General features: G+C 66.8%; 18 protein-coding genes and 1 tRNA gene. 8 read left to right on the top strand and 11 right to left on the bottom strand.

Features of this window, described 5'->3' with window-relative positions:
* Positions 1–5: 5 nt before the first annotated feature.
* The gene (locus QOL68_RS09615) at positions 6–584 is read right to left on the bottom strand and encodes a NifU family protein (protein ID WP_282948590.1); all 579 of its coding nucleotides are present in this window, start codon (positions 582–584) and stop codon (positions 6–8) included.
* A 63-nt stretch (positions 585–647) separates the two neighbouring features.
* Between QOL68_RS09615 and QOL68_RS09610 the strand changes: the two genes are divergently transcribed.
* Positions 648–1,520 carry a hypothetical protein gene (locus QOL68_RS09610; protein WP_282948591.1) on the top strand — a complete coding sequence of 291 codons (873 nt, stop codon included), beginning with the start codon at positions 648–650 and terminating at the stop codon, positions 1,518–1,520.
* A gap of 18 nt (positions 1,521–1,538) precedes the next feature.
* Positions 1,539–1,614, top strand: a tRNA-Thr gene (locus QOL68_RS09605).
* Between the two features lie 5 nt (positions 1,615–1,619).
* On the opposite strand, the gene QOL68_RS09600 is transcribed toward QOL68_RS09605, so the two are convergent.
* From QOL68_RS09600 to QOL68_RS09590, 3 genes are read right to left on the bottom strand one after another with little or no spacing between them, the layout of a single operon-like run.
* Positions 1,620–2,711 carry an alpha/beta fold hydrolase gene (locus tag QOL68_RS09600; protein WP_282948592.1) on the bottom strand — a complete coding sequence of 364 codons (1,092 nt, stop codon included), beginning with the start codon at positions 2,709–2,711 and terminating at the stop codon, positions 1,620–1,622.
* Positions 2,712–2,725: 14 nt separating this feature from the next.
* Complete coding sequence (gene hutC, locus QOL68_RS09595) at positions 2,726–3,430, bottom strand: histidine utilization transcriptional repressor HutC (protein ID WP_058457105.1); 705 nt, start codon at positions 3,428–3,430, stop codon at positions 2,726–2,728.
* Positions 3,427–4,782 carry a formimidoylglutamate deiminase gene (locus tag QOL68_RS09590; protein WP_282948593.1) on the bottom strand — a complete coding sequence of 452 codons (1,356 nt, stop codon included), beginning with the start codon at positions 4,780–4,782 and terminating at the stop codon, positions 3,427–3,429. Before QOL68_RS09590 ends, hutC begins: the two co-directional genes overlap by 4 nt.
* An 86-nt stretch (positions 4,783–4,868) precedes the next feature.
* On the opposite strand from QOL68_RS09590, the gene hutI reads away from it, so the two are divergent.
* The 5 genes from hutI to QOL68_RS09565 are packed head-to-tail and all read left to right on the top strand — an operon-like array spanning position 4,869 to position 10,621.
* Positions 4,869–6,068 carry an imidazolonepropionase gene (gene hutI / locus QOL68_RS09585; RefSeq protein ID WP_282948594.1) on the top strand — a complete coding sequence of 400 codons (1,200 nt, stop codon included), beginning with the start codon at positions 4,869–4,871 and terminating at the stop codon, positions 6,066–6,068.
* A complete protein-coding gene (gene hutH / locus QOL68_RS09580) occupies positions 6,065–7,594 on the top strand; it encodes a histidine ammonia-lyase (RefSeq protein WP_282948595.1) in 1,530 nt (509 codons plus the stop codon). The genes hutI and hutH overlap by 4 nt, the downstream gene beginning before the upstream one ends.
* A complete protein-coding gene (hutG, locus tag QOL68_RS09575) occupies positions 7,594–8,397 on the top strand; it encodes an N-formylglutamate deformylase (protein ID WP_282948596.1) in 804 nt (267 codons plus the stop codon). The genes hutH and hutG overlap by 1 nt, the downstream gene beginning before the upstream one ends.
* A complete protein-coding gene (gene hutU, locus QOL68_RS09570; protein ID WP_282948597.1) occupies positions 8,394–10,058 on the top strand; it encodes a urocanate hydratase in 1,665 nt (554 codons plus the stop codon). Before hutG ends, hutU begins: the two co-directional genes overlap by 4 nt.
* Positions 10,058–10,621 (top strand): HutD/Ves family protein, encoded by a 564-nt coding sequence (locus QOL68_RS09565; RefSeq protein ID WP_282948599.1) that lies wholly within the window; start codon positions 10,058–10,060, stop codon positions 10,619–10,621. The genes hutU and QOL68_RS09565 overlap by 1 nt, the downstream gene beginning before the upstream one ends.
* Here QOL68_RS09565 and QOL68_RS09560 read toward each other — a convergent pair.
* Entirely contained in the window at positions 10,606–12,240 is a 1,635-nt protein-coding gene (locus tag QOL68_RS09560) for a sulfatase-like hydrolase/transferase (protein ID WP_282948600.1), read from the bottom strand. The genes QOL68_RS09565 and QOL68_RS09560 overlap by 16 nt on opposite strands.
* A complete protein-coding gene (locus QOL68_RS09555; protein ID WP_282948602.1) occupies positions 12,237–12,896 on the bottom strand; it encodes a hypothetical protein in 660 nt (219 codons plus the stop codon). The genes QOL68_RS09560 and QOL68_RS09555 overlap by 4 nt, the downstream gene beginning before the upstream one ends.
* A 122-nt stretch (positions 12,897–13,018) precedes the next feature.
* Between QOL68_RS09555 and QOL68_RS09550 the strand changes: the two genes are divergently transcribed.
* The gene (locus tag QOL68_RS09550; protein ID WP_282948604.1) at positions 13,019–13,636 is read left to right on the top strand and encodes a TetR/AcrR family transcriptional regulator; all 618 of its coding nucleotides are present in this window, start codon (positions 13,019–13,021) and stop codon (positions 13,634–13,636) included.
* Positions 13,637–13,646: 10 nt separating this feature from the next.
* Here QOL68_RS09550 and QOL68_RS09545 read toward each other — a convergent pair whose 3' ends face one another.
* The 5 genes from QOL68_RS09545 to QOL68_RS09525 form a co-directional block, all read right to left on the bottom strand.
* Positions 13,647–15,377, bottom strand: a complete 1,731-nt coding sequence (locus tag QOL68_RS09545; protein ID WP_282948606.1) for an arylsulfatase — start codon at positions 15,375–15,377, stop codon at positions 13,647–13,649.
* Positions 15,378–15,543: 166 nt separating this feature from the next.
* Positions 15,544–16,335, bottom strand: coding sequence for an enoyl-CoA hydratase/isomerase family protein (locus tag QOL68_RS09540; RefSeq protein ID WP_282948608.1), 792 nt, complete (start codon positions 16,333–16,335; stop codon positions 15,544–15,546).
* On the bottom strand, positions 16,332–17,108 hold the full coding sequence (locus tag QOL68_RS09535) for an SDR family NAD(P)-dependent oxidoreductase (protein WP_282948609.1): 777 nt from the start codon (positions 17,106–17,108) through the stop codon (positions 16,332–16,334). The genes QOL68_RS09540 and QOL68_RS09535 overlap by 4 nt, the downstream gene beginning before the upstream one ends.
* 248 nt (positions 17,109–17,356) lie before the next feature.
* Complete coding sequence (locus tag QOL68_RS09530) at positions 17,357–18,388, bottom strand: formylglycine-generating enzyme family protein (protein ID WP_282948611.1); 1,032 nt, start codon at positions 18,386–18,388, stop codon at positions 17,357–17,359.
* 121 nt (positions 18,389–18,509) lie between these two features.
* Entirely contained in the window at positions 18,510–19,412 is a 903-nt protein-coding gene (locus tag QOL68_RS09525) for an oxygenase MpaB family protein (RefSeq protein WP_282948613.1), read from the bottom strand.
* Positions 19,413–19,593 lie beyond the last annotated feature (181 nt).

Raw genomic sequence — 19,593 nt, 5'->3', positions numbered from 1 at the left:
AACAGTTAGACGGCGTGAACCGCCGTTACCTCCGGCACATAATGTTTCAAGAGCGATTCGATGCCGTTTTTGAGCGTCGCCGTCGACGACGGGCAGCCGGCGCACGCGCCCTGCATCTTCAGATAGACATTGCCCTTGTCGAAACCGCGATAGATGATGTCGCCGCCATCGTTCGCGACCGCAGGGCGGACGCGCGTCTCGATGAGTTCCTTGATCTGGTCGATGATGTCGGCGTCGGCGGGATCGTCGGCGAACCCGCCTTCATCCTCGCCCGGGACGCTGAAACCGGCGGCGCTCGCCGGGTGGAACAGCGGCATGTCGGCAAGGAAATGGTCCATCACGATGCCGAGCACGTCGGGCTTCGCGTCGGCCCATTCGGCGCCCGGCGCGATCGTCACCGAGATGAAATCGCGGCCGAAGAACACCCCCGTCACATCGCCGAGCGTGAACAGCGCGGTCGCCAGCGGCGAGGCCTCGGCCTCTTCGGGACTCGCGAAATCGCGTGTTCCCGCCTCCATCACGGCGCGGCCGGGAAGGAATTTGAGCGTCGCCGGATTGGGCGTCGATTCGGTTTCGATCAGCATGGGCCGCATGTGGGACGCAATGCGGCTTTGTGCAAGGTCGGTCGCGTCGGCTAGGAGGGCGTCATGCGCCGCTTCACCCATTTCGCCGCCATCGACTGGTCGGGCGCGCGCGGCGAGCGGCAGCGCGGGATCGCGCTGGCCGTGGCGAGCGGCGCGGGCGCGCCCGAACTCGTCCGCCCCGGGCATATCTGGTCGCGCGCCGAAATCTTGGGCTGGCTGTTGGACGTCGCGGCGGCGGGGACCGACATGCTGATCGGTTTCGATTTTTCGGCTGCCTTCGCCTTTGCCGATCATGGCGCCTATTTCCCCGACTGGAGCGAAAGCCCCGCCGACCTGCCCGAGCTGTGGGCGCTGGTCGAGCAATTATGCGCCCGCGATCCGCATTTCGGGATCGACGGCTTCCTGTCTCATCCCGAAGCGCGGCGGCATTTCCGCCATGCGAAGGGCAACGTCGGCGACCTGTTCGAGGGCGGCGCGGGTCGGCTGCGCCGTGTCGAACGCCATCAGCGTGACACGAAACAGGCGGCAAGCGTCAGCAACTTCAACCTCGTCGGCGCGGCGCAGGTCGGCAAGGCCAGCCTTGCGGGAATGCGCGTCCTGCACCGGCTGCGCGGGCTACTGCCGCTCTGGCCGCTCGACCCGGTGCCCGCAGGCGGGCCACTGCTGGTCGAAATCTACACCAGCCTCGCCGCCCGCGCGGCGGGAATGGCGGCGGGACGGAGCAAGATCCGCGACGGCGCGGCACTCGACGCAGCGCTCGCCGCGCTGGGTTCGCGGGGGACCGGCCTCTCCGGCCCGGTCAGCGACCATGCCGCCGACGCGCTGCTCACGGCCGCGTGGCTGCGCGCGATCGCCCGCGACGCCGCGCCTTGGTCGCCCGCGCCGCTGTCGACCGCGCTCGCCGCAACCGAAGGCTGGACCTTCGGCATAATTTGACGCAAAGGGCCGGACAGCGCCGGCTTAGCTCAGTTGGTAGAGCAACCGCCTTGTAAGCGGTAGGTCGTCAGTTCGAGTCTGACAGCCGGCACCAGTCCCTCATCCCGCGATAGGCGGCAATCCGTCCATGATCGCCGTCAGCGCGAGAGCATTTTCCCGCTCCATCGCGCTGTGCCCGGCGTTGGTGATGACGTAGGTCGCGGGTTCCGCCCCTACGCCGCGCAGCGCATCGACGAGGCGCGAGGCCTGCGTCAGCGGGCAGACCTGGTCGAACCGGCCATGGACGATATGCACCGGGATCGACGCAAGGATCGCGGCGTTGCCAAGCAGGTGGCCCGGCTCGATGAACAGGTTGTTCGCGAAATAATGCGCCTCGATCTGCGCGAAGCAGAGCGCGAAATCGGCGTCGCCGAACTTGCCCGCCGCCGCATCCTCGGGGATCATGTTCGAGATCACCCCTTCCCACAGCGACCAGGTCAGCGCCGCGTGCAACTGCTTCGCGCGCTCTCCCTCGGTCGCCGGGACCATGTCGAAGATCGCCTTGTACGACGCCATCACGTCGGCGCGCTCTTCGACGGTCAGCACCGACAACAGCTCGCCCCACTCGTCGGGATAGCTGATATAAGCGCCGGGCGCGGTCAACGCGTGCGGCGCCTGATGCCAGGTCGCGGCATTGCCCTGATAGAGATAGAGAAGATCCTCCGACGCGCCGAGAAAGATGCCCCGCAGGATCAGGCTTGCGCAGTGCCCCGAAAATTCGATCGCATAGGCCATGGCGAGCGTCGAGCCCCAGCTACCGCCGAAAACGTGCATCTTGCCGGTAATGCCCAGCGCATCGCGCAGTTTCTCGATATCGCCGATGAGGTCGGCGGTGGTGTTGTTGCGCAGCGCCGCCGCCGGGCCGGCCGCAGCGACATTGGGTTCGCTCTTGCCGCAGCCGCGCTGGTCGAACAGGATCACGCGGTAGCGCGACAGATCGAAGAAGCGCGCCATATCGGGGGCGCATGCGCCGCCCGGCCCGCCATGCAGGAACATCACGGGTTCGCCATCGGCGGCGCCATAATCCTCCCAATAGATGCGGTGTCCCGCCTCGGCGTCGACCGCGAGCCAGCCGCTGCTGCGCGCTTCGGCCGCGGCATAGATCCAGCCGTCGCCGATCTTGCTGCTGGTTTCGAGCCGCGAGAAATCCATGATGCTTTCCTTCGTCAGGGGCGGAAGCGCGCAACGAGCGCATAGCGGTCGCCGGGATAGACCTGCCGCGCATAGGTGATGCGTTCCTCGCCGCGCCATGTCCAGCGTTCGAGCGCCATGCACGCCGCCCCCGCCGAAATCCCGAGCGCGACAAGCTCCTTGCCGCCCGCGTTGAACGCGGTGATCCGGTGCTCGGCCTCGGTCCAGGGAACGTGCGAGAGCAGCCACGACCCTGGCGGTTCGATAGCGAAATCGACCTCGGCGGCCTCGGGCACCGCGGCCAGGTTGATCAGGCGGCGTTCGAGCGCGTAGGCGCGGCCGCCGGCGTGGTGGCGGCATTCGAGCGCGAGGACCGAACCGCCGTCGATCTGAAGCAGGCGCTTGTCCTCTTCGCTCGCGGCGCGGATTTCGCGCCGGTCGAGGTCGAGACGATAGCTTTCGCCCTGCCCCGCCACTTCGTCGCGAATGTCGGGAATTTCGAGCGCGGCACGCTGGACGCGCGGGTGCGAGACAAAGGTGCCCGCACGCCGCCGGCTCTCGATCAGCCCGGCCTCCATCAGCATCCGCAGCGCGCGGTTCACCGTCATCCGCGAACAGCCGTAGGTCGCCATCAACTGATGTTCATAGGGGATGCGCGTCCCCGGCGCCCATTCGCCCGACATGATCCGCGCCTCGATATCGCGGCGGATACGCGCGTGGATGGCGCCGCTTTCGGTCATGCGAGCAGCTTGTCCATCGCAGCGCGATAGCGCGCGTCGATCGCCTCGCGCGCGACATGGCGCCGGCCCGCAACGCGCTTGACGCCGCCGCGCCAGACGCAATCGACAAGCCGCGCTCCGCCCCCGAAAATCCAGCTGTCGAGGATCGCGTCGCCGCTGCGCCCGGCGAATGTGGGATCGTCCGCCTTCAGGCTGACGATGTCCGCTGGCTCGCCGACGCCAAGCCCCGCCGACGGGTGCCCGAGCGCCTGCCCGCCGCCCGCAAGCGCGCCGCGATAAAGGCTGGCGCCGGTCGACTGGCCGGCACCGCCCGCGAGCAGGTTGCGCCCGCGATGCGCCAGGCGCTGGCCATATTCGAGCAGACGCAGCTCGGCAGCGGCGTCGATCTCGACGTTCGAATCCGACCCGACGCCGAAGCGTCCGCCCTCGGCGATGAATTCGCGCGCGGGAAACAGCCCGTCGCCGAGGTTCGTTTCGGTGATCGGGCAAAGGCCGACGACCGCGCCGCTCCCGACAACTGCACGCCGTTCGGCTTCGCTGATGTGGGTCGCATGGACAAGGCACCAGTCGGGGCCGACGTCGGCGTGATCGAGCAGCCATTCGACAGGGCGCGCGCCGCTCCACGCAAGGCAGGCCTCAACCTCGGGCAGTTGCTCGGCGGTATGGATATGGATCGGCGCCCCTGCCGCCATCGCCGCCACCTCGGCGAGTTCGCCGGCGGTCGCGGCGCGCAGGCTGTGCGGCGCGACGCCGACCACCGCGTCGTCCAGCCCCGCCACCGCGTCTCGGCATCCGTCCAGCAGCGCCCCGAACCCGTCGACATCGTTGATGAAGCGCCGCTGGCCATGCGTCGGCGCGCCGCCGCCGAAACCCGAATGGGCGTAGAAGACGGGAAGCAGCGTCAGCGCGATCCCGGTCTCTCCCGCCGCCGCCGCGATCGCCTGCGCCATCGTCGCGAGATCGCCATAGGGACGGCCGTCGGGGTCATGATGCAGATAGTGAAATTCGCCGACCCGGGCAAAGCCGCTCTCGAGCATCTCGGCATAGGCGAGCGCGGCGATAGCCTCCATCCCATCGGGATCGAGCCGGTCGACGAAGCGGTACATGACCTCGCGCCAGGTCCAGAAACTGTCGTCGCCCGTCCCTGCGCGCTCGGCGAGGCCGGCCATTCCGCGCTGAAAGGCGTGACTGTGCAGATTGGGGAGCGCCGGCAGCAGGATCGCGTGGCGCTCGTCGCCCGGCGCGGCGTCCACTCCGATCTCGATCGAGGAAATGCGCCCGTTATCAAGGCTCAGGCGGACATCGTTCCGCCAACCTTCCGCCAGCCATGCCTGTTCGCACCAAAGCGCCATCGCACATCCCATCTGGACATCGTACCGCGTCTTCCATTAATGTATATACATAATTGAGTCGCCGTCAGCAAGCAGGAGAGGCTGGCATGAAGTGCGAAAGGCTCTGGACCAACGCCCGGCTCGCGACGATGCAGGGTGGCGTGCCCGGCCTCGGCGTCATCGAGCATGGTGCGGTCGGTATGGCGGCAGGGACGATCACCTACGCCGGGTCGATGGTCGATGCGCCGGCGGCGCGCGAGACGATCGATTGCGAGGGGCGCTGGATCACCCCCGGGCTGATCGATCCGCACACGCATCTGGTCTTCGCCGGTGACCGCATCGCCGAGTTCGAGCTACGCCAGAAGGGCGCCTCCTACGAAGAGATCGCCCGTGCGGGCGGCGGTATCGTGTCGACCGTCCACGCCACGCGCGCGGCGAGCGAGGCCGAACTTGTCGCGAGCGCCCTCCCCCGTCTCGACGCGCTGATCGCCGAGGGCGTCACGACGATCGAGATCAAGTCGGGATACGGCCTGTCGGTCGACGACGAGGCGAAGATGCTCCGCGCCGCGCGCATCCTCGGCGAGGTAAGACCGGTGACGGTGCGCACGACCTTCCTCGGCGCGCATGCGCTGCCGGGCGAATATGCGGGCGACGCCGACGGCTATATCGACCTCGTCACCGAAACGATGTTGCCGGAGATTGCGGACGCAGGGCTGGCTGACGCGGTCGACGCCTTTTGCGAAACTATCGGCTTCACCCCGGCGCAGACCGAGCGGGTGTTTGCGGCCGCGAAGAAGCATGGCCTTCCGGTGAAACTCCATGCCGAGCAGTTGTCGAACCAGCACGGCGCCGCGCTGGCCGCGCGCCATCACGCCCTGTCGGCGGACCACCTCGAATATCTCGACGACGCGGGCATCGCCGCGATGGCCGAAGCCGGGACGGTCGCGATGCTGCTGCCCGGCGCCTATTATTTCCTCCGCGAAACCAGGCTTCCTCCTGTCGCCGCGCTGCGAGCCGCCGGGGTGCCGATCGCGATCGCGACCGACTGCAACCCCGGCACCTCGCCGCTCACCTCGATCCTGCTGACGATGAACATGGCGGCGGTGCAATTCGGGCTGACCGTCGACGAATGCCTGCTCGGGGTGACGCGCCGCGCGGCGACGGCGCTCGGCATGCAAAATGAGACCGGGACGCTGGAGGTCGGCAAACATTGCGACCTCGCGATCTGGGACATCGAACGCCCTGCCGATCTGATCGGCCGGATCGGTTTCAATCCGCTGCACACACGAATCTGGATGGGACAATGAGCAAGGTCATAATCACCCCCGGCGCCATGACGCTGGCGGACTGGCGCGCAATCTATGAGGGTGCGAGCGCAGCACTCGATACGGGGGCATGGGTAGCGATCGACGCCAGCGCCGCCGCGGTCGCGCGGATCGTCGCCAAGGGCGCCCCCGTCTATGGCATCAACACCGGCTTCGGAAAGCTCGCCAGCGTGCGGATCGCCGAAGACGATCTGGCGACGCTCCAGCGCAATATCGTGCTCAGCCACGCAGCGGGTACCGGCGCGCCGTCGCCCGCGAAAATCGTCCGGCTGATGATGGCGCTGAAGCTCGCGAGCTTCGGTATGGGCGCCTCGGGCGTAAAGCGTGAGACGGTCGCGATGCTGGAGGCGATGCTCGCCGCCGGGCTGACGCCGGTCGTTCCCTCGCAGGGTTCGGTCGGGGCAAGCGGCGACCTCGCGCCGCTGTCGCACATGGCCGCCGCAATGATCGGCGTCGGCGAAATCGAGGTCGTCGGAAAGACATTGCCCGCTGCCGATGCGCTCGCGCGGGCGGGGCTCGCTCCGCTCGACCTCGGCCCCAAGGAAGGCCTCGCGCTGCTGAACGGCACGCAATTCTCGACCGCCAACGCGCTCGCGGGCCTGTTTCGCGTCGAGACGGTCTTCCGTTCGGCGCTCATCACCGGCGCGCTCTCGACCGAGGCCGCCAAGGGGTCCGACGCGCCGTTCGATGCGCGAATCCATGCGCTGCGCGGCCATGCCGGGCAGCGCGAGGTCGGTGACGCGCTGCGCACCCTGATGGCGGGATCGGCGATCCGCGCCTCGCACGCGGAGGGCGATCCGCGCGTGCAGGACCCTTATTGTCTGCGCTGCCAGCCGCAGGTGATGGGTGCGGTGCTCGACCTGCTGCGGCAAGCGGGGACAACGCTCGGCATCGAGGCGAACGGCGTTTCCGACAATCCGCTGATCTTCGCCGACACCGACGAGGCGCTCTCGGGCGGCAATTTCCACGCCGAGCCCGTCGCCTTCGCCGCCGACATGATCGCGATGGCGCTGTGCGAGATCGGCTCTATCTCCGAGCGCCGCATCGCAATGCTCGTCGACCCCGCGCTGTCGGGCCTCCCTGCCTTCCTGACCCCGCGCCCCGGCCTCAACTCGGGCTTCATGATCCCGCAGGTCACCGCCGCCGCACTCGTCAGCGAGAACAAGCAGCGCGCCTATCCCGCCAGCGTCGATTCGATCCCGACCTCGGCCAATCAGGAAGACCATGTGTCGATGGCCGCGCACGGCGCGCGGCGCCTGCTCGACATGGCCGACAATGTCAGCGCGGTGATCGGGATCGAACTGCTCGCGGCTTGCCAGGGCATCGACTTCCACGCACCGCTCCAATCGAGCGATGCGCTTGAAGCCGCGCATAAGCATCTTCGCGCCGTCGTTCCGACGCTGGAGGACGACCGGCATTTCCATCCCGACATGGAGGCCGCGACCGCGCTGGTCCGCACCGGCAGCCTCGTCGCTGCCGTGCCCGCCAGCTTGCCGGGCGTCGGCTGATGGACTGGCTGCGCGTCCACCGCGGCGACGCGCCGCTCGTCATCGCCTTCCCGCACGGCGGGACCGATCTCGCGGGTCTCGACGAGCAATTCGTCTCGCCCTGGCACGCGCAGATCGACACCGACTGGTGGATCGCCGATCTCTACGCCTTCGCCGCCGACCTCGGCGCCACACTGGTCGCCACCGATATTTCGCGCAGCGTGATCGATATGAACCGCGATCCGTCGGGTGCCTCGCTCTATCCGGGGCAGGCAACGACTGAGCTGTGTCCGACGACGACCTTCGACGGCGACCCGCTCTATCGCTTCGACGCCCCGGATGAGGCCGAGATCATGCAGCGGCTGAGCTCTTACCACCGACCCTATCATGATAGGCTGGCCGCCGAACTCGACCGCCTGCGGGCCGTGCACGGCCGAGCCGTCCTCTACGACGCCCATTCGATCCGCAGCCATGTCCCGCGTCTGTTCGATGGCGAACTGCCGCAGTTCAACATCGGGACGAACGGCGGTGCGACCTGCGCGCCCGAGCTGGAAACGATCGTCGCGAACATCTGCGTCGCGAGCGGCCACAGCCATGTCGCCAACGGCCGCTTCAAGGGCGGCTGGACGACGCGTCACTATGGCCGTCCCGACGACGGCATCCACGCGATCCAGATGGAGCTCGCGCAGCGCGGCTATATGGCGGAGCCCGAAGCGATCACCCACGCCAATTGGCCCTCGCCCCTCGACCCCGATCCCGCGATCCGCCCGGTGCTGGAGCAGGTGATCGCCGCGACCCTCGACTTTGCGAAAGGACAAACATGACCCGCCTCGACAACAGCCGCGTGATCCGCCCCGCAACCGGCCCCGAGATCAGCGCGAAAAGCTGGCTCACCGAAGCGCCGATGCGAATGCTGATGAACAACCTGCACCCCGACGTCGCCGAGGCGCCGCACGAACTCGTCGTCTATGGCGGCATCGGCCGCGCCGCGCGCGACTGGGAGAGCTATGACAAGATCGTCGAGACGCTGAAGCGGCTCGAGGGCGACGAGACGCTGCTGATCCAGTCGGGCAAGCCCGTCGGCGTCTTCCGCACGCACGAAAATGCGCCGCGCGTGCTGCTCGCCAACTCGAACCTCGTGCCCGAATGGGCGAATTGGGAGCATTTCCACGAGCTCGATAAGAAGGGCCTGATGATGTACGGCCAGATGACGGCCGGGAGCTGGATCTATATCGGCAGCCAGGGCATCGTTCAGGGCACCTACGAAACCTTCGTCGAAATGGGCCGCCAGCATTATGGCGGCAGCCTCGCGGGCCGCTGGCTGCTCACCGCCGGCCTCGGCGGCATGGGCGGCGCGCAGCCGCTCGCCGCGGTGATGGCGGGCGCTTCGTGTCTCGCGATCGAATGCCAGCCGAGCCGCATCGAAATGCGCCTGCGCACCGGCTACCTCGACAAGCAGGCCTCATCCATCGACGAAGCCATCGCGATTATCGAGGCATCTCACGCAGAGGGTAAGCCAATCTCGGTCGGCCTGCTCGGCAACGCCGCCGAAATTCTGCCCGAGATGGTCCGCCGCGGCATCCGCCCCGACCTGCTCACCGACCAGACATCGGCGCACGATCCGGTCAACGGCTACTTTCCCGCCGGCTGGACCCTAGACGAGTGGTTTTCGAAGCGCGAGAGCGATCCGGCCGCGGTCGCGAAGGCCGCGAAGGCGTCGATGGCGGTGCATGTGCAGGCGATGCTCGACCTGCAAGCGGTCGGGGTTCCGACAACCGACTATGGCAACAACATCCGCCAGATGGCGAAGGACGAGGGCGTCGAAAACGCTTTCGACTTCCCCGGCTTCGTCCCCGCCTATGTCCGCCCGCTTTTCTGCCGCGGCATCGGGCCGTTCCGCTGGGCGGCGCTGTCGGGCGATCCGGAAGATATCTACAGGACCGACGCCAAGGTGAAGGAACTGCTGCCCGACAACGCCCACCTCCACAACTGGCTCGACATGGCGCGCGAGAAGATCAAGTTCCAGGGCCTGCCCGCGCGCATCTGCTGGGTCGGGCTCGGCGACCGTCACCGGCTGGGCCAAGCGTTCAACGAGATGGTCGCGTCGGGCGAACTGAGCGCGCCGGTGGTGATCGGCCGCGACCATCTGGATTCAGGATCGGTCGCGAGCCCCAACCGCGAGACCGAGGCGATGCGTGACGGATCCGACGCGGTGAGCGACTGGCCTCTTCTCAACGCGCTGCTCAACACGGCCAGCGGCGCGACCTGGGTGTCGCTCCACCATGGCGGCGGCGTCGGCATGGGCTATTCACAGCACTCGGGCATGGTGATCGTGGCCGACGGCACCCCCGAAGCGGCCAAGCGGCTTGAGCGCGTGCTGTGGAACGACCCCGGCACCGGCGTCATGCGCCACGCCGACGCCGGCTACGACATCGCGCTCGACTGTGCGCGCGAGAAGGGTCTGGACCTCCCCGGCATCCTCTGATGACGGGCGTCCGGCTCCTGCGCGCGAACGACCGCATCGCCCGGCCGTGGAAGAATGGCGGCGGGGTCACGCGCGACATCGCGGTCTTTCCGGATGGCGCGGGCGACGCCGATTTCCTGTGGCGCGCGAGCATCGCGACGATAGAGAAAGCGGGACCCTTCTCGGTCTTTCCGGGCGTCGATCGCGCCTTCCTGCTGCTTCGCGGTGACTTGCGGATCGAGGTCGGGGACCGGGGTGAGCAACGGCTCCGCCCCGGCTCGCCGGCCTTGTTGTTCGGCGGCGAAGACAGCGTCGGCGCCGAGCCGCTTGGCGGCTCATGCTCCGCGCTCAACATCATGACGCGGCGCGGGAGGGCTTCGGCAATCCTCGAACGATGGTCAGGCGCGAGGGCGGTGGACAGGCTGCTGCTGTTGGCGACCGGCACCGCCCCGGTCACCGTCGGCGCCGATACGATCCACCTGGCAAAGGACGACGCGCTCCTGATCGACCGGCCGGCGGGCAATCCGCCATCGGCAGACGCGCCGCTGGTCGCGGCCTTCATCCGCGATCAGTTCGTCCAGTAGATATAGTCCTGGCCGTCCTTCCACGGCGCGTTGAGCGGCACGTCGATCCGCACCGGCCCCTCGATGAGTCCCGGCCAGATCGGCTTCGCCATCCCCTTGTTCTGCGCCTCCAGCATCGCGCGAAGCTGCGCCACGCGCGCGGGATCGCTGGCTGCAAGATCCTGCCGCTCGGTCGGATCGGCGGCGAGATTATAGAGCCGCACCTTTTCGGGCCGCTTGGTCGCCTGCAACTTCCAGTCCCCCATCCGCACCGCGCGATAATCGCCCGAGCGCCAGAACAGCGCCGCCCGCTTCGCCGGACCGCCGAGGATATTCTCGCTGTCGACCACGCGGTCGGTCGGCACCTTCGCGCCCGCCGCCGCGGCGATCGTCGAAAAGATGTCGATATGCCCCGTCATGTCGGCGCGCGTCGATCCCGGTGCGATCTTCGCCGGCCAGCGCATGAAGAAGGGGGTACGGATGCCGCCCTCGAAGAAGGTCGCCTTCCACCCGCGATAGGGTGCGTTGAGGTTCGGGATGCCGGTGTACCAGGCGCCGCCATTGTCGCTGGTGAAGATAACGAGCGTGTTGTCGTCGATCCCCGCCACCTTAAGCTTGGCCATCACGTCGCCGATCCGCCGGTCGAGCTGCGCGATCATCGCGCCATAGACGCGCGTCTTGTGATCCTTGATCTGCGGCAGCTTCGCATAATCCTCCTTCGTCGCCTGCAGCGGCGTGTGCGGCGCGTTGAAGGCGAGATACATGAAGAAGGGCCGGTTCCTGTTCGCCTCGATGGCGGCAATCGCTTCGTCGGCGAAATAGTCGGTCATATGCCCCTTCGGGTGAAAGCGCTTGCTGCCGTTGAAGGTCACCGCGTGGCGGAGGTTCGCCCAGATAAAGCGGTCGATGGGATCCCACGGCAGTTTCGCATTCACCGTATCCGGATCGTCCTCGGGCAGGAACATCGCGCCACCCGCAAGGATGGCAAGGCTCTCGTCGAAGCCCTGCGCCTGCGGCTGCAGCCCGGGCGCCTCGCCGAGATGCCATTTGCCGATATGGATCGTGTGATAGCCCGCCGCCTTCACCGCCTCGGCGATCGTGACTTCGCTCGCGGGCACGCCCATGTCCGGATAATCGGGGATGTCGGGGGTAATCAGCTCCTTGTGGAACACCGCCTTCAACGGCCCGACGCCGTCGCCATGGGCGAGGTTCTCCGAAAATTGCACGGGCACAGCGGTATATTCGAAGCCGAAGCGCGTCGCATAGCGCCCCGTCATCATCGCCGCGCGCGACGGCGAGCAGGTCGCGTTCGCGGTATAGGCGGTGGTGAAGTTCATTCCCTGCCGCGCGATCGCGTCGATGTTGGGGGTCTTGACGATTCCGCCGGCGACCCCGCCGCCGTTCAGGCTTATGTCGTTCCAGCCCATGTCGTCGACGACGATCAGGACGATGTTCGGCGGCCGCGTGCCCGCGGGCGCGGCCTTCGGTCCCTGCTGCCAGACGACCGGACGATTGTCCTGCACCGGATCGCGCCAGTCCTGCAAAAGGCCGGGGAGACGGTATTTATTCTCCTGAAATGTCCAATAGCCGCCCGCGCCGACCAGCGCGACCAGCCCGAGCGCCAGCCATCTTTTCTTCATGCCGTCCCTCCCCAACCGAACGTCAGAACCGCGATGTGCAGCAGTGCGGCCGTAAGCATCAGCGCCAGAAACATGGTCACGCGCGGGCTGGCGTAGAAAGCAACCTGCCGCTGGGTCGGGAAGGAGAATGTGCTCTCGATCCCCAGCGATTTATTCGGATGCACCGCGCGAAACGCGGGATCGCTGGCCATGCGCACGAGATCGCGGCGGCTGCGGTATCGCATCGTGCCGACCAGCGACCAGCCCGGGTCTTCGCCGGCGTTCCACGCGTCGATATAGCCGCCGACCTTGCGCCCGACGAACAGCGGGTGCCCGCCGCGCGCGATGAGGCCGAGCACGAAGGGGTCCGAATAGCGCCGCAGCCACTCGCTACCCTCGCGCGTCTCGCCGCTGGCGGGATCGGTGACCGGGCCGGGGCGGGTGCGCACAAGATTGAGCATCACGAACTCGCGTCCGTCGTCCGCCTCGAGGAAGGCACGCAATTGCGCGCTGTCGTTGCCGGTTTCGTCCATGCGCGGGCCGAGCGTGGCGAGGAAGGCGTCGATCTCGTCGCGCCGCAACGGACGGCGCAGGCCATCATAGAAGGCCAGAAAGGCAAGCCAAAGCAGCAAGGCGCCGCCCCAAATCGCCGCGAAGAGCAGCCCCTGTCCGTCCATCTCCCACCCGCTGGTCTTGTTCAGAATATTATGGCACTATATGTGTCACTATATTAATGGACGCGCAAGATGGTTAAACACGGCCATTGACCCGCTGTTCAAGCTGGTCCAGCGGAGGAGGCATGGGGGACAGGACCAAAATCGAACGGATCGTCGGCGCGGCCGAACCGCGCGTCGATGGCCGGCGCGAGCGCGGCCGGTCGAACCACAAGCGGATCGTCGCCGCGATGATGGCGCTTATCGAAAGCGGCGACCTGACCCCCAGCGCGGCGCGCGTCGCCGAAGAGGCGGGCGTCGGCCTGCGCACCGTTTTCCGTCACTTCGACGATATGGACGCGCTCTATCGCGAGATTTCGAAGATCGTCGGCGAGCGCATCTGGCCGGTCATCAGCGAACCCCATCGCGGCGATGACTGGCGCGCCAAGCTGCGCGATCTGACGCGGCGGCGCGCGCGGGTGTTCGAGTTGATGCTGCCCTTCCGCCTCGCCGCAAACATCAAACGCTACCAATCGCCCTATCTGATGGCGCAATATGGGCAAGTGGTGGCGCTGGAGCGCGAGTTCGTGCTGCGCCTGCTGCCCGCCGAGGTGAGTGGCGATCGCTATTTCGTCGAGGCTTTGTGCTCGGCGCTGTCGTTCCAGAGCTGGCGCGCGATCCGGCAGGACCAGGCACTCTCGGTCGAGGATGCGAGCGCAGTGGTCGAGCGGACGGTCGAAGCGCTGGTCGCGAGCCTGGCCTAGGGTCAGGTCCCTAGACACGCCGCCGCCGGCGCCGCCACCACAGCAATGCAGCGAGCAGGACAATGATCCCGCCCGCCCATGTCGCAAAGCGAATGAGGCGCGGCTTGCCCTGCCGTTCGAACGCATAGCGGTTGATCTGCTCGTCGGCGGTATAGCCCGCGGGCATCTCCAGCACGCCGTTCGCCTTGGCATAGCTGGCATAGTCGGCGCGCATCGCGGCGAAGCGGTCAGGCATCGCCGCCGACAGGTCGTTCGTCTCGCCGGGATCGGCCTTGAGGTTGAACAATCGCCACATTCCGTCCCCGGTCGGCGCGAGGTTGCGCACCAGCTTGTAATCGCCGCGGAACAGCGCGGCATTGCCCGACAGTTCATAACCGAGCGGCGTGTCGCCATGGACGCTGCCCTCGGTGCCCGCCAGCATCGGCACCAGGCTGCGTCCGACGATGCTCTCCACCGGCCGGCCCTCCCATGTGCCCTGCGGCCCCGCCACGCCGGCGAGATCGAGCAAGGTCGGCAGTATATCGGTGACGTGCGCGAAGCCGTCGTTGATAGTCCCCGCGCGAATTTGCGGATGGCCGGGCCATGCGATAATCAGCGGAACGCGAAGCCCGCCCTCTGACGCGGTGAATTTATAGCCCGACAGCGGCGAAGCCGATGCGCTCGCCCAGCCCGGTCCGATCGCGCTGAAACTGCCCCGCCTGCCGATATTCGCGGTCGAGGTGTCATATTTGCTGTTGAGGAACAGCCGGTTGATCGTCCGCGCGAACGGATTGGTCGGCTCGGGACCATTGTCCGACAGGAAGACGAAGATGGTATTCTCATAGTCGCCCGTTGCCTTGAGATGGGTCACGAGTCGGCCGATTTCGCGATCCATCGCGGTCGCCATGCCGCCATAGGCCTGCATCACGCGGACCTGCGCGGCGCGTTCCTCTGCGTCGAGCTTCGCCCAGTCGGCCGTGGTGGCCATCGTCACCATCGATGCGCCGTGCGGCACGACGCCGAGCGCCGCCGCGCGCTTCGCCCGCGCCTCGCGCAGTGCGGCCCAGCCCTCCTTGTACATCGCGGCATAGCGCGCGATGTCGCTGTCGGGCGCCTGCACCGGAATATGATTGGCGAGGAAATTGACCGAGGCGAGGAAGGGTTTGCCGCTTGCCCGGTCGGCCTCGATATAATCGATCATCTTCTGGACGACGAAGCGCGACGAATAATAATCCCTGGGCAAAGTCGCGGGCTTGCCATTTTCGGTCCACGCCGCGGTCGCGTACATACCCTCGATCGGCCGCTGTTCGAAATTGTCGGCGCCGGCATCGGCGAGGCTATAGGCGCGATCATAGCCGCGGGCGTGCGGCAACCGCTTCGCATCGCTGCCGAGATGCCATTTTCCGGTCAGGTAGGTGCGATATCCCGCCGCCTTCAACAATTGCGCGACCGTCACGACGCGGAAATTCATCACCGTGTCGTAGCCGGGCTTGCCGCGATGCGCGTCGGGGATCGTCTCGGGCATGTTGCCGAGGCCGTTCCTGTGATTCATCACCCCCGTCTGCAGCATCGCGCGCGTCGGCGAGCAGGATCCGGCGACGTGAAAGTTCGAGAAGCGCATCCCTGCCATCGCGAGCGCGTCGATGTTCGGGGTCGCGATTTCGGCCCCGAACGAACCGACGTCGCTGAACCCCCAGTCGTCGGCAAGCAGGATCACGATATTGGGATGGCGCGGCGGCGCCGGAGTGGCATGGACCGCCATCGGCGCCGCCGCGAGCAGGGCAGCTGAAACGACACTGGCAGCGTATCCGGACCTGCCTTTGCGACCCGGCACCCCTCTGGCCCGGACAGGCACCGCCATTGCTTCTCTCCCCGCCTTTATATTGGCACTTGATATGTCAATATATCGGGGAGTCAATGGGCGCGATCTAGCGTTCGCGATATTCGGGGGCGCGCTTTTCGAGGAAGGCAGCCAGCGCCTCGCGATGGTCCTCGGTTACCGAGAGGATCACCTGTTGCCGGTCCTCGATCGCCATCGCGGCGTCGAGGCTTTGCGCGTCGATATTGAGGTTCAGCGCCTGCTTCGACAGCCGCAGTCCGTACGGGCTTGTCGCCAGCATCTCGTCGGCGAGCGCCAGCCCGCGATCCAGCAGTTCGTCCCGCCCGACGATCTCGCTAACGAGTCCCGCGCGCAGGGCTCGCTCGGCATCAATAAAGCGTCCGGTCAGGATCATCTCCGAGGCGAGGCTGGCGCCGACAAGGCGCGGCAGGAAATAGCTCGACGCCATGTCGCAACCGCCAAGCCCGATGCGGATATAGGCGGCGTTGCAGCGGAAATCGGGCGTCGCATAGCGCACGTCGGACGCGAGCAGCAGCGACAATCCGCCGCCCGCCGCGGCGCCGTGCCCGAGCGCGACGATCGGCTGCGGACAGGCACGCATCTTGCGATAGATATTGCCGATGTTCGTCTGGGTGCGGAGCGTGCGCAGCACCGGGGTTTCCTCGCTCGACCGATCCTCCTGGATGTCGAGCCCGGCGCAAAAGCCGCGCCCCGCACCGCGCAGGATGACGACGCGCACATCCTTGCGGTCGGCGAGCCCGCCGAAATAGGCGTTCAGTTCGTCGACCAGTCCCTCGTTCAGCGCATTGAGCCGTTCGGGCCGGTTCAGCGTCGCGATCTCGACCGCCCCCCGCGCCTCAATCAGCAGTTCGCCGCTCACAGCGTCTGTCCGTCGTCGACGGTGATCACGGTGCCGGTGATCCCGAGCGCCGCGTCCGAGCAGAGCATCAACAGCGGCGCATGCAGGTCGCTCGGCGGCCGCATCCGCTGACGCGGGAAGCTCTTGACCATCTGCGCCCCGACCTCGCTCTCGAAGAGCGCGGCGGTCATTTCGGATTCGAAATAGCCGGGCTGGATCACATTGACGCTGATCCCGCGCCGCGCCCATTCGCGCGCCAGTGCCTTGCCGAGATGCCGCACCGCCGCCTTGGTCGCGCCATAGACCGAGGTCGCGGGAAAAACCTTCTCCGCGGTGATCGATCCGATGATGACGATGCGCCCGTTCTGCTTGTCGCGGCTGCCTGCGGCGTCGAGCCGCTTTGCGCCCTCGGTGACTGTCAGGAAAACGCCGCGGACGTTCGCCGCCAACAGCCCGTCAACCTCCTCGACGCTCAGCCCGAACGCCATTTTTTCGGTTGCGACGCCCGCATTGGCAATGATCGTGTCGACCGTCCCGAACGCGGCTTCGGCGGCGTCGTAAGCCGCTTTCGTCGACGCTTCGTCGGTAACGTCGAGGCTGACGGCAATCGCTTCCCCGCCGGCCGCCTCGATCTCGGCCACCTGTTCGGCGAGCCGGTCGGCGCGGCGCGCCGCGAGGACCACCTTGGCGCCGGCCGCCGCAAGCACCTTGGCAAAGCCGGCGCCGAGACCCGACGAGGCGCCGGTGACGAGCGCGACGCGCCCCGTAAGATCGAAACTGATTTGCGGCGTCATTCCTCATCCCTTCTTTTGGCATTCACTGCAGCTAGGCAGCATAGTGCGGGTACCGTCAACCGGCTCGCGAGCCATCAAGCCCTGTTGACAAAGGAGTTTTGTTCACCTATTGTTCTTTTCGTGCACGAACAACCTGTTCCCCCGTCGCGGCCGCCAAGCGCGGCGGACGGGGGATAAAGGCGCGGTATTTCGGATCGCCCTTCCTTTCGCCGACATCGAGAGTAACGCGCGGACCGGCCTGCCCGGCATCAGCCGGCCGGTGCCTTGTCATAGACCAGGCGGAAGCCGACATTGCTGGTGCCCATCCCGGGATCGCGCCCCTGCCGCGAGGCGGGGCGATAGCGCTGGCAGTAATTTGGGGCGCATAAATAGCTGCCGCCCTTTACCGTGCGCGATGGCATCCCCGGATTGAGCGGGTCATAGGCGCTGCCCTCGTCGGGTCCCTTCGGGTCGTCGCTGTCCTTCGGGTCGTGACCCGGACGGAAGAAGTCGGCCGTCACTTCCCAGACATTGCCGACCATGTCGTACAGGCCGTTGGCGTTCGGCTTGTAGCAGCCGACGGGCGCAACGCCCTTGAAGCCGTCGCTTTCGGCATTGTAGTTCGGGAAGGCACCCTGCCAGCTGTTCGCCTCGTCGGGCTGGACATTCTTCGACCGCTTCCCCGCGCTCGCGGCATATTCCCATTCGGCTTCGGTCGGGATGCGTCCCCCCGCCCATTTCGCGTAGGCGATCATGTCATCCCACGCGAGATGGACGACCGGCTCGTCCGGCACCTGATCGGGGCCCTGCGGCCCATAGGGCTTTTTCCAGCTCGCGCCGGGGACATATTTCCACCAGTCGGTGTAGCGGTTCGATGGAAAGTCGGGGGGCGTGAAGACCGCCGATCCTGGCTTCAGCATGTCGGGCGGAATCCGGTCGGCGGGCACCTTGAACTGTTTGGGATCGACGGGCTTCTCGGCCACCGTGACATAGCCGGTTGCTTTCACGAACGCCGCGAACTGGCGGTTCGTCACCTCGTGCGGGTCGATCCAGAAGCCGTGGACCGTCGTCCTCCGCACCGGCCCTTCCTCGTCATACACATCATCCTCGCCCATATCGAAGGTGCCGCCCGCCAGCTTCACGGGCGCGTCCGCGATTCGGGGGCACTGGCGCGGCGCGCCGACCGCCGCGGCCTTTTCGCCCGGCGCACCATCGTTGCAGGCGGCGAGCGCAAGCAGCAAAAGCGCCGTGCCGAGCGTACCGATGGGCAGGGAAGATCGTCGGAGAATGGAAATCGCCATCGGTAAACCTTGATCGAGTTGCCGCAGCAAGCGAAGCTGAACGCCCCGCGCGCACCGGTCAATGGGCGGATGCCGCCAAAACCGACCGCAGCGCGCGACGACGGGCCGGTAACGCCCAGGGTCAGGACCCTGGCTCCACTTTCTGATTTGCCAGCATCCGGATTTTCTCGCCGTTCGATCGAAAGAGAAAATCATGGGGCAGGCCAAGCCGTATACTCGCCTGGTACGCGGGCGAATTGCGGTCGATGCGCCGGTCGGCAAGGCGACCCGCGGCCCTGAGCATCAGGCGGTCGATCGGCGTCAGATCATAGCGAGGACCAAGATCGAGCTGCTGCCGGACAGACTCGGGCAGCAGCGACACCGACGCGCGGGCTACCGCGCGGTGCAGGAAGCGCGGCACGCCCGGTGCAGCGCAGCCGGACTCGATGATGTCGAGAAATTCGAAGATGATCGGGTGCGGTTCGAAGCGCGGTGCAAGCTGCGCCATCATCGCCATGAAGGCATCGATCGTCTGCGGCAGGCGCCGGGCGCCGAATTCGCGGCCGATCGCGTCGCCGTCGCGCATGAAGCGATCCTTGTCGGCGGCGCTCAGCCGATGGACGAAACGATCATAGGCCGTCAGGAAGCCGTAGGAGGCGGTGGCTGCGACCCAATCGAGCAGGATTGGGTCGAGCGCGCGATATTTTTCGCCGGCCGGGGTCGCGCCCTTCACCGCGCCGTGCATGCGATTGACCTTGCCGATGACCTCTTTCGCCATGCTCGCCGGACCGTAGCAGGCAAGCATCGCGACGAGTCCGGTGCGGCGCGAGCGACCGATCGGATCGGCCTTGTATGTCGAATGATCCCAGACGCCCGTCCGGATGCGCGGCTCGGCAAATTCCAGCAGCACCGCCGCTATACCACCGATGCCGAGCGCGACCGGGTTCTTGTATACGCGCCACTGGACGCTGTCGGGGGCAAGCAGGGCCGGCTCCCCGGCGGGAGATGCGAAGTCGATTGTCGTGCCCAGATACTTGTCCTGCATAGCCGCCCGCGCCCTTCCCGCGATGGCTCAGAAGTCGAAGCCCAGCCTCAGCCCATAGCTGCGCGGCGGGTTCGGGGAACGTACCACGACATGGCATTGCTCGCGACCACCGACCAATATTGCCGTTGAACAGATTCTTCGCCCACAGCGACGCCGACCATCCGCCCTCGCTCTTCGCCCC

It is taken from the genome of Sphingopyxis sp. Geo25 (assembly GCF_949769135.1).
Lineage (GTDB): Bacteria > Pseudomonadota > Alphaproteobacteria > Sphingomonadales > Sphingomonadaceae > Sphingopyxis.
Note: the sequence above shows the minus strand (reverse complement) of the source record. Positions and strands in the feature narration are given on the sequence as shown.

Bases quoted from the DNA above. Each gene is read 5' to 3' on its own strand.
- QOL68_RS09560 (WP_282948600.1), bottom strand. From the start codon at position 12,240: ATGAAGAAAAGATGGCTGGCGCTCGGGCTGGTCGCGCTGGTCGGCGCG.
- QOL68_RS09525 (WP_282948613.1), bottom strand. From the start codon at position 19,412: ATGCAGGACAAGTATCTGGGCACGACAATCGACTTCGCATCTCCCGCC.
- QOL68_RS09535 (WP_282948609.1), bottom strand. From the start codon at position 17,108: ATGACGCCGCAAATCAGTTTCGATCTTACGGGGCGCGTCGCGCTCGTC.
- QOL68_RS09590 (WP_282948593.1), bottom strand. From the start codon at position 4,782: ATGGCGCTTTGGTGCGAACAGGCATGGCTGGCGGAAGGTTGGCGGAAC.
- hutU (WP_282948597.1), top strand. From the start codon at position 8,394: ATGACCCGCCTCGACAACAGCCGCGTGATCCGCCCCGCAACCGGCCCC.
- QOL68_RS09530 (WP_282948611.1), bottom strand. From the start codon at position 18,388: ATGGCGATTTCCATTCTCCGACGATCTTCCCTGCCCATCGGTACGCTC.
- QOL68_RS09545 (WP_282948606.1), bottom strand. From the start codon at position 15,377: ATGGCGGTCCATGCCACTCCGGCGCCGCCGCGCCATCCCAATATCGTG.
- hutG (WP_282948596.1), top strand. From the start codon at position 7,594: ATGGACTGGCTGCGCGTCCACCGCGGCGACGCGCCGCTCGTCATCGCC.
- QOL68_RS09565 (WP_282948599.1), top strand. From the start codon at position 10,058: ATGACGGGCGTCCGGCTCCTGCGCGCGAACGACCGCATCGCCCGGCCG.
- QOL68_RS09600 (WP_282948592.1), bottom strand. From the start codon at position 2,711: ATGGATTTCTCGCGGCTCGAAACCAGCAGCAAGATCGGCGACGGCTGG.
- QOL68_RS09555 (WP_282948602.1), bottom strand. From the start codon at position 12,896: ATGGACGGACAGGGGCTGCTCTTCGCGGCGATTTGGGGCGGCGCCTTG.
- QOL68_RS09550 (WP_282948604.1), top strand. From the start codon at position 13,019: ATGGGGGACAGGACCAAAATCGAACGGATCGTCGGCGCGGCCGAACCG.
- hutI (WP_282948594.1), top strand. From the start codon at position 4,869: ATGAAGTGCGAAAGGCTCTGGACCAACGCCCGGCTCGCGACGATGCAG.
- QOL68_RS09610 (WP_282948591.1), top strand. From the start codon at position 648: ATGCGCCGCTTCACCCATTTCGCCGCCATCGACTGGTCGGGCGCGCGC.
- hutH (WP_282948595.1), top strand. From the start codon at position 6,065: ATGAGCAAGGTCATAATCACCCCCGGCGCCATGACGCTGGCGGACTGG.
- QOL68_RS09615 (WP_282948590.1), bottom strand. From the start codon at position 584: ATGCTGATCGAAACCGAATCGACGCCCAATCCGGCGACGCTCAAATTC.
- hutC (WP_058457105.1), bottom strand. From the start codon at position 3,430: ATGACCGAAAGCGGCGCCATCCACGCGCGTATCCGCCGCGATATCGAG.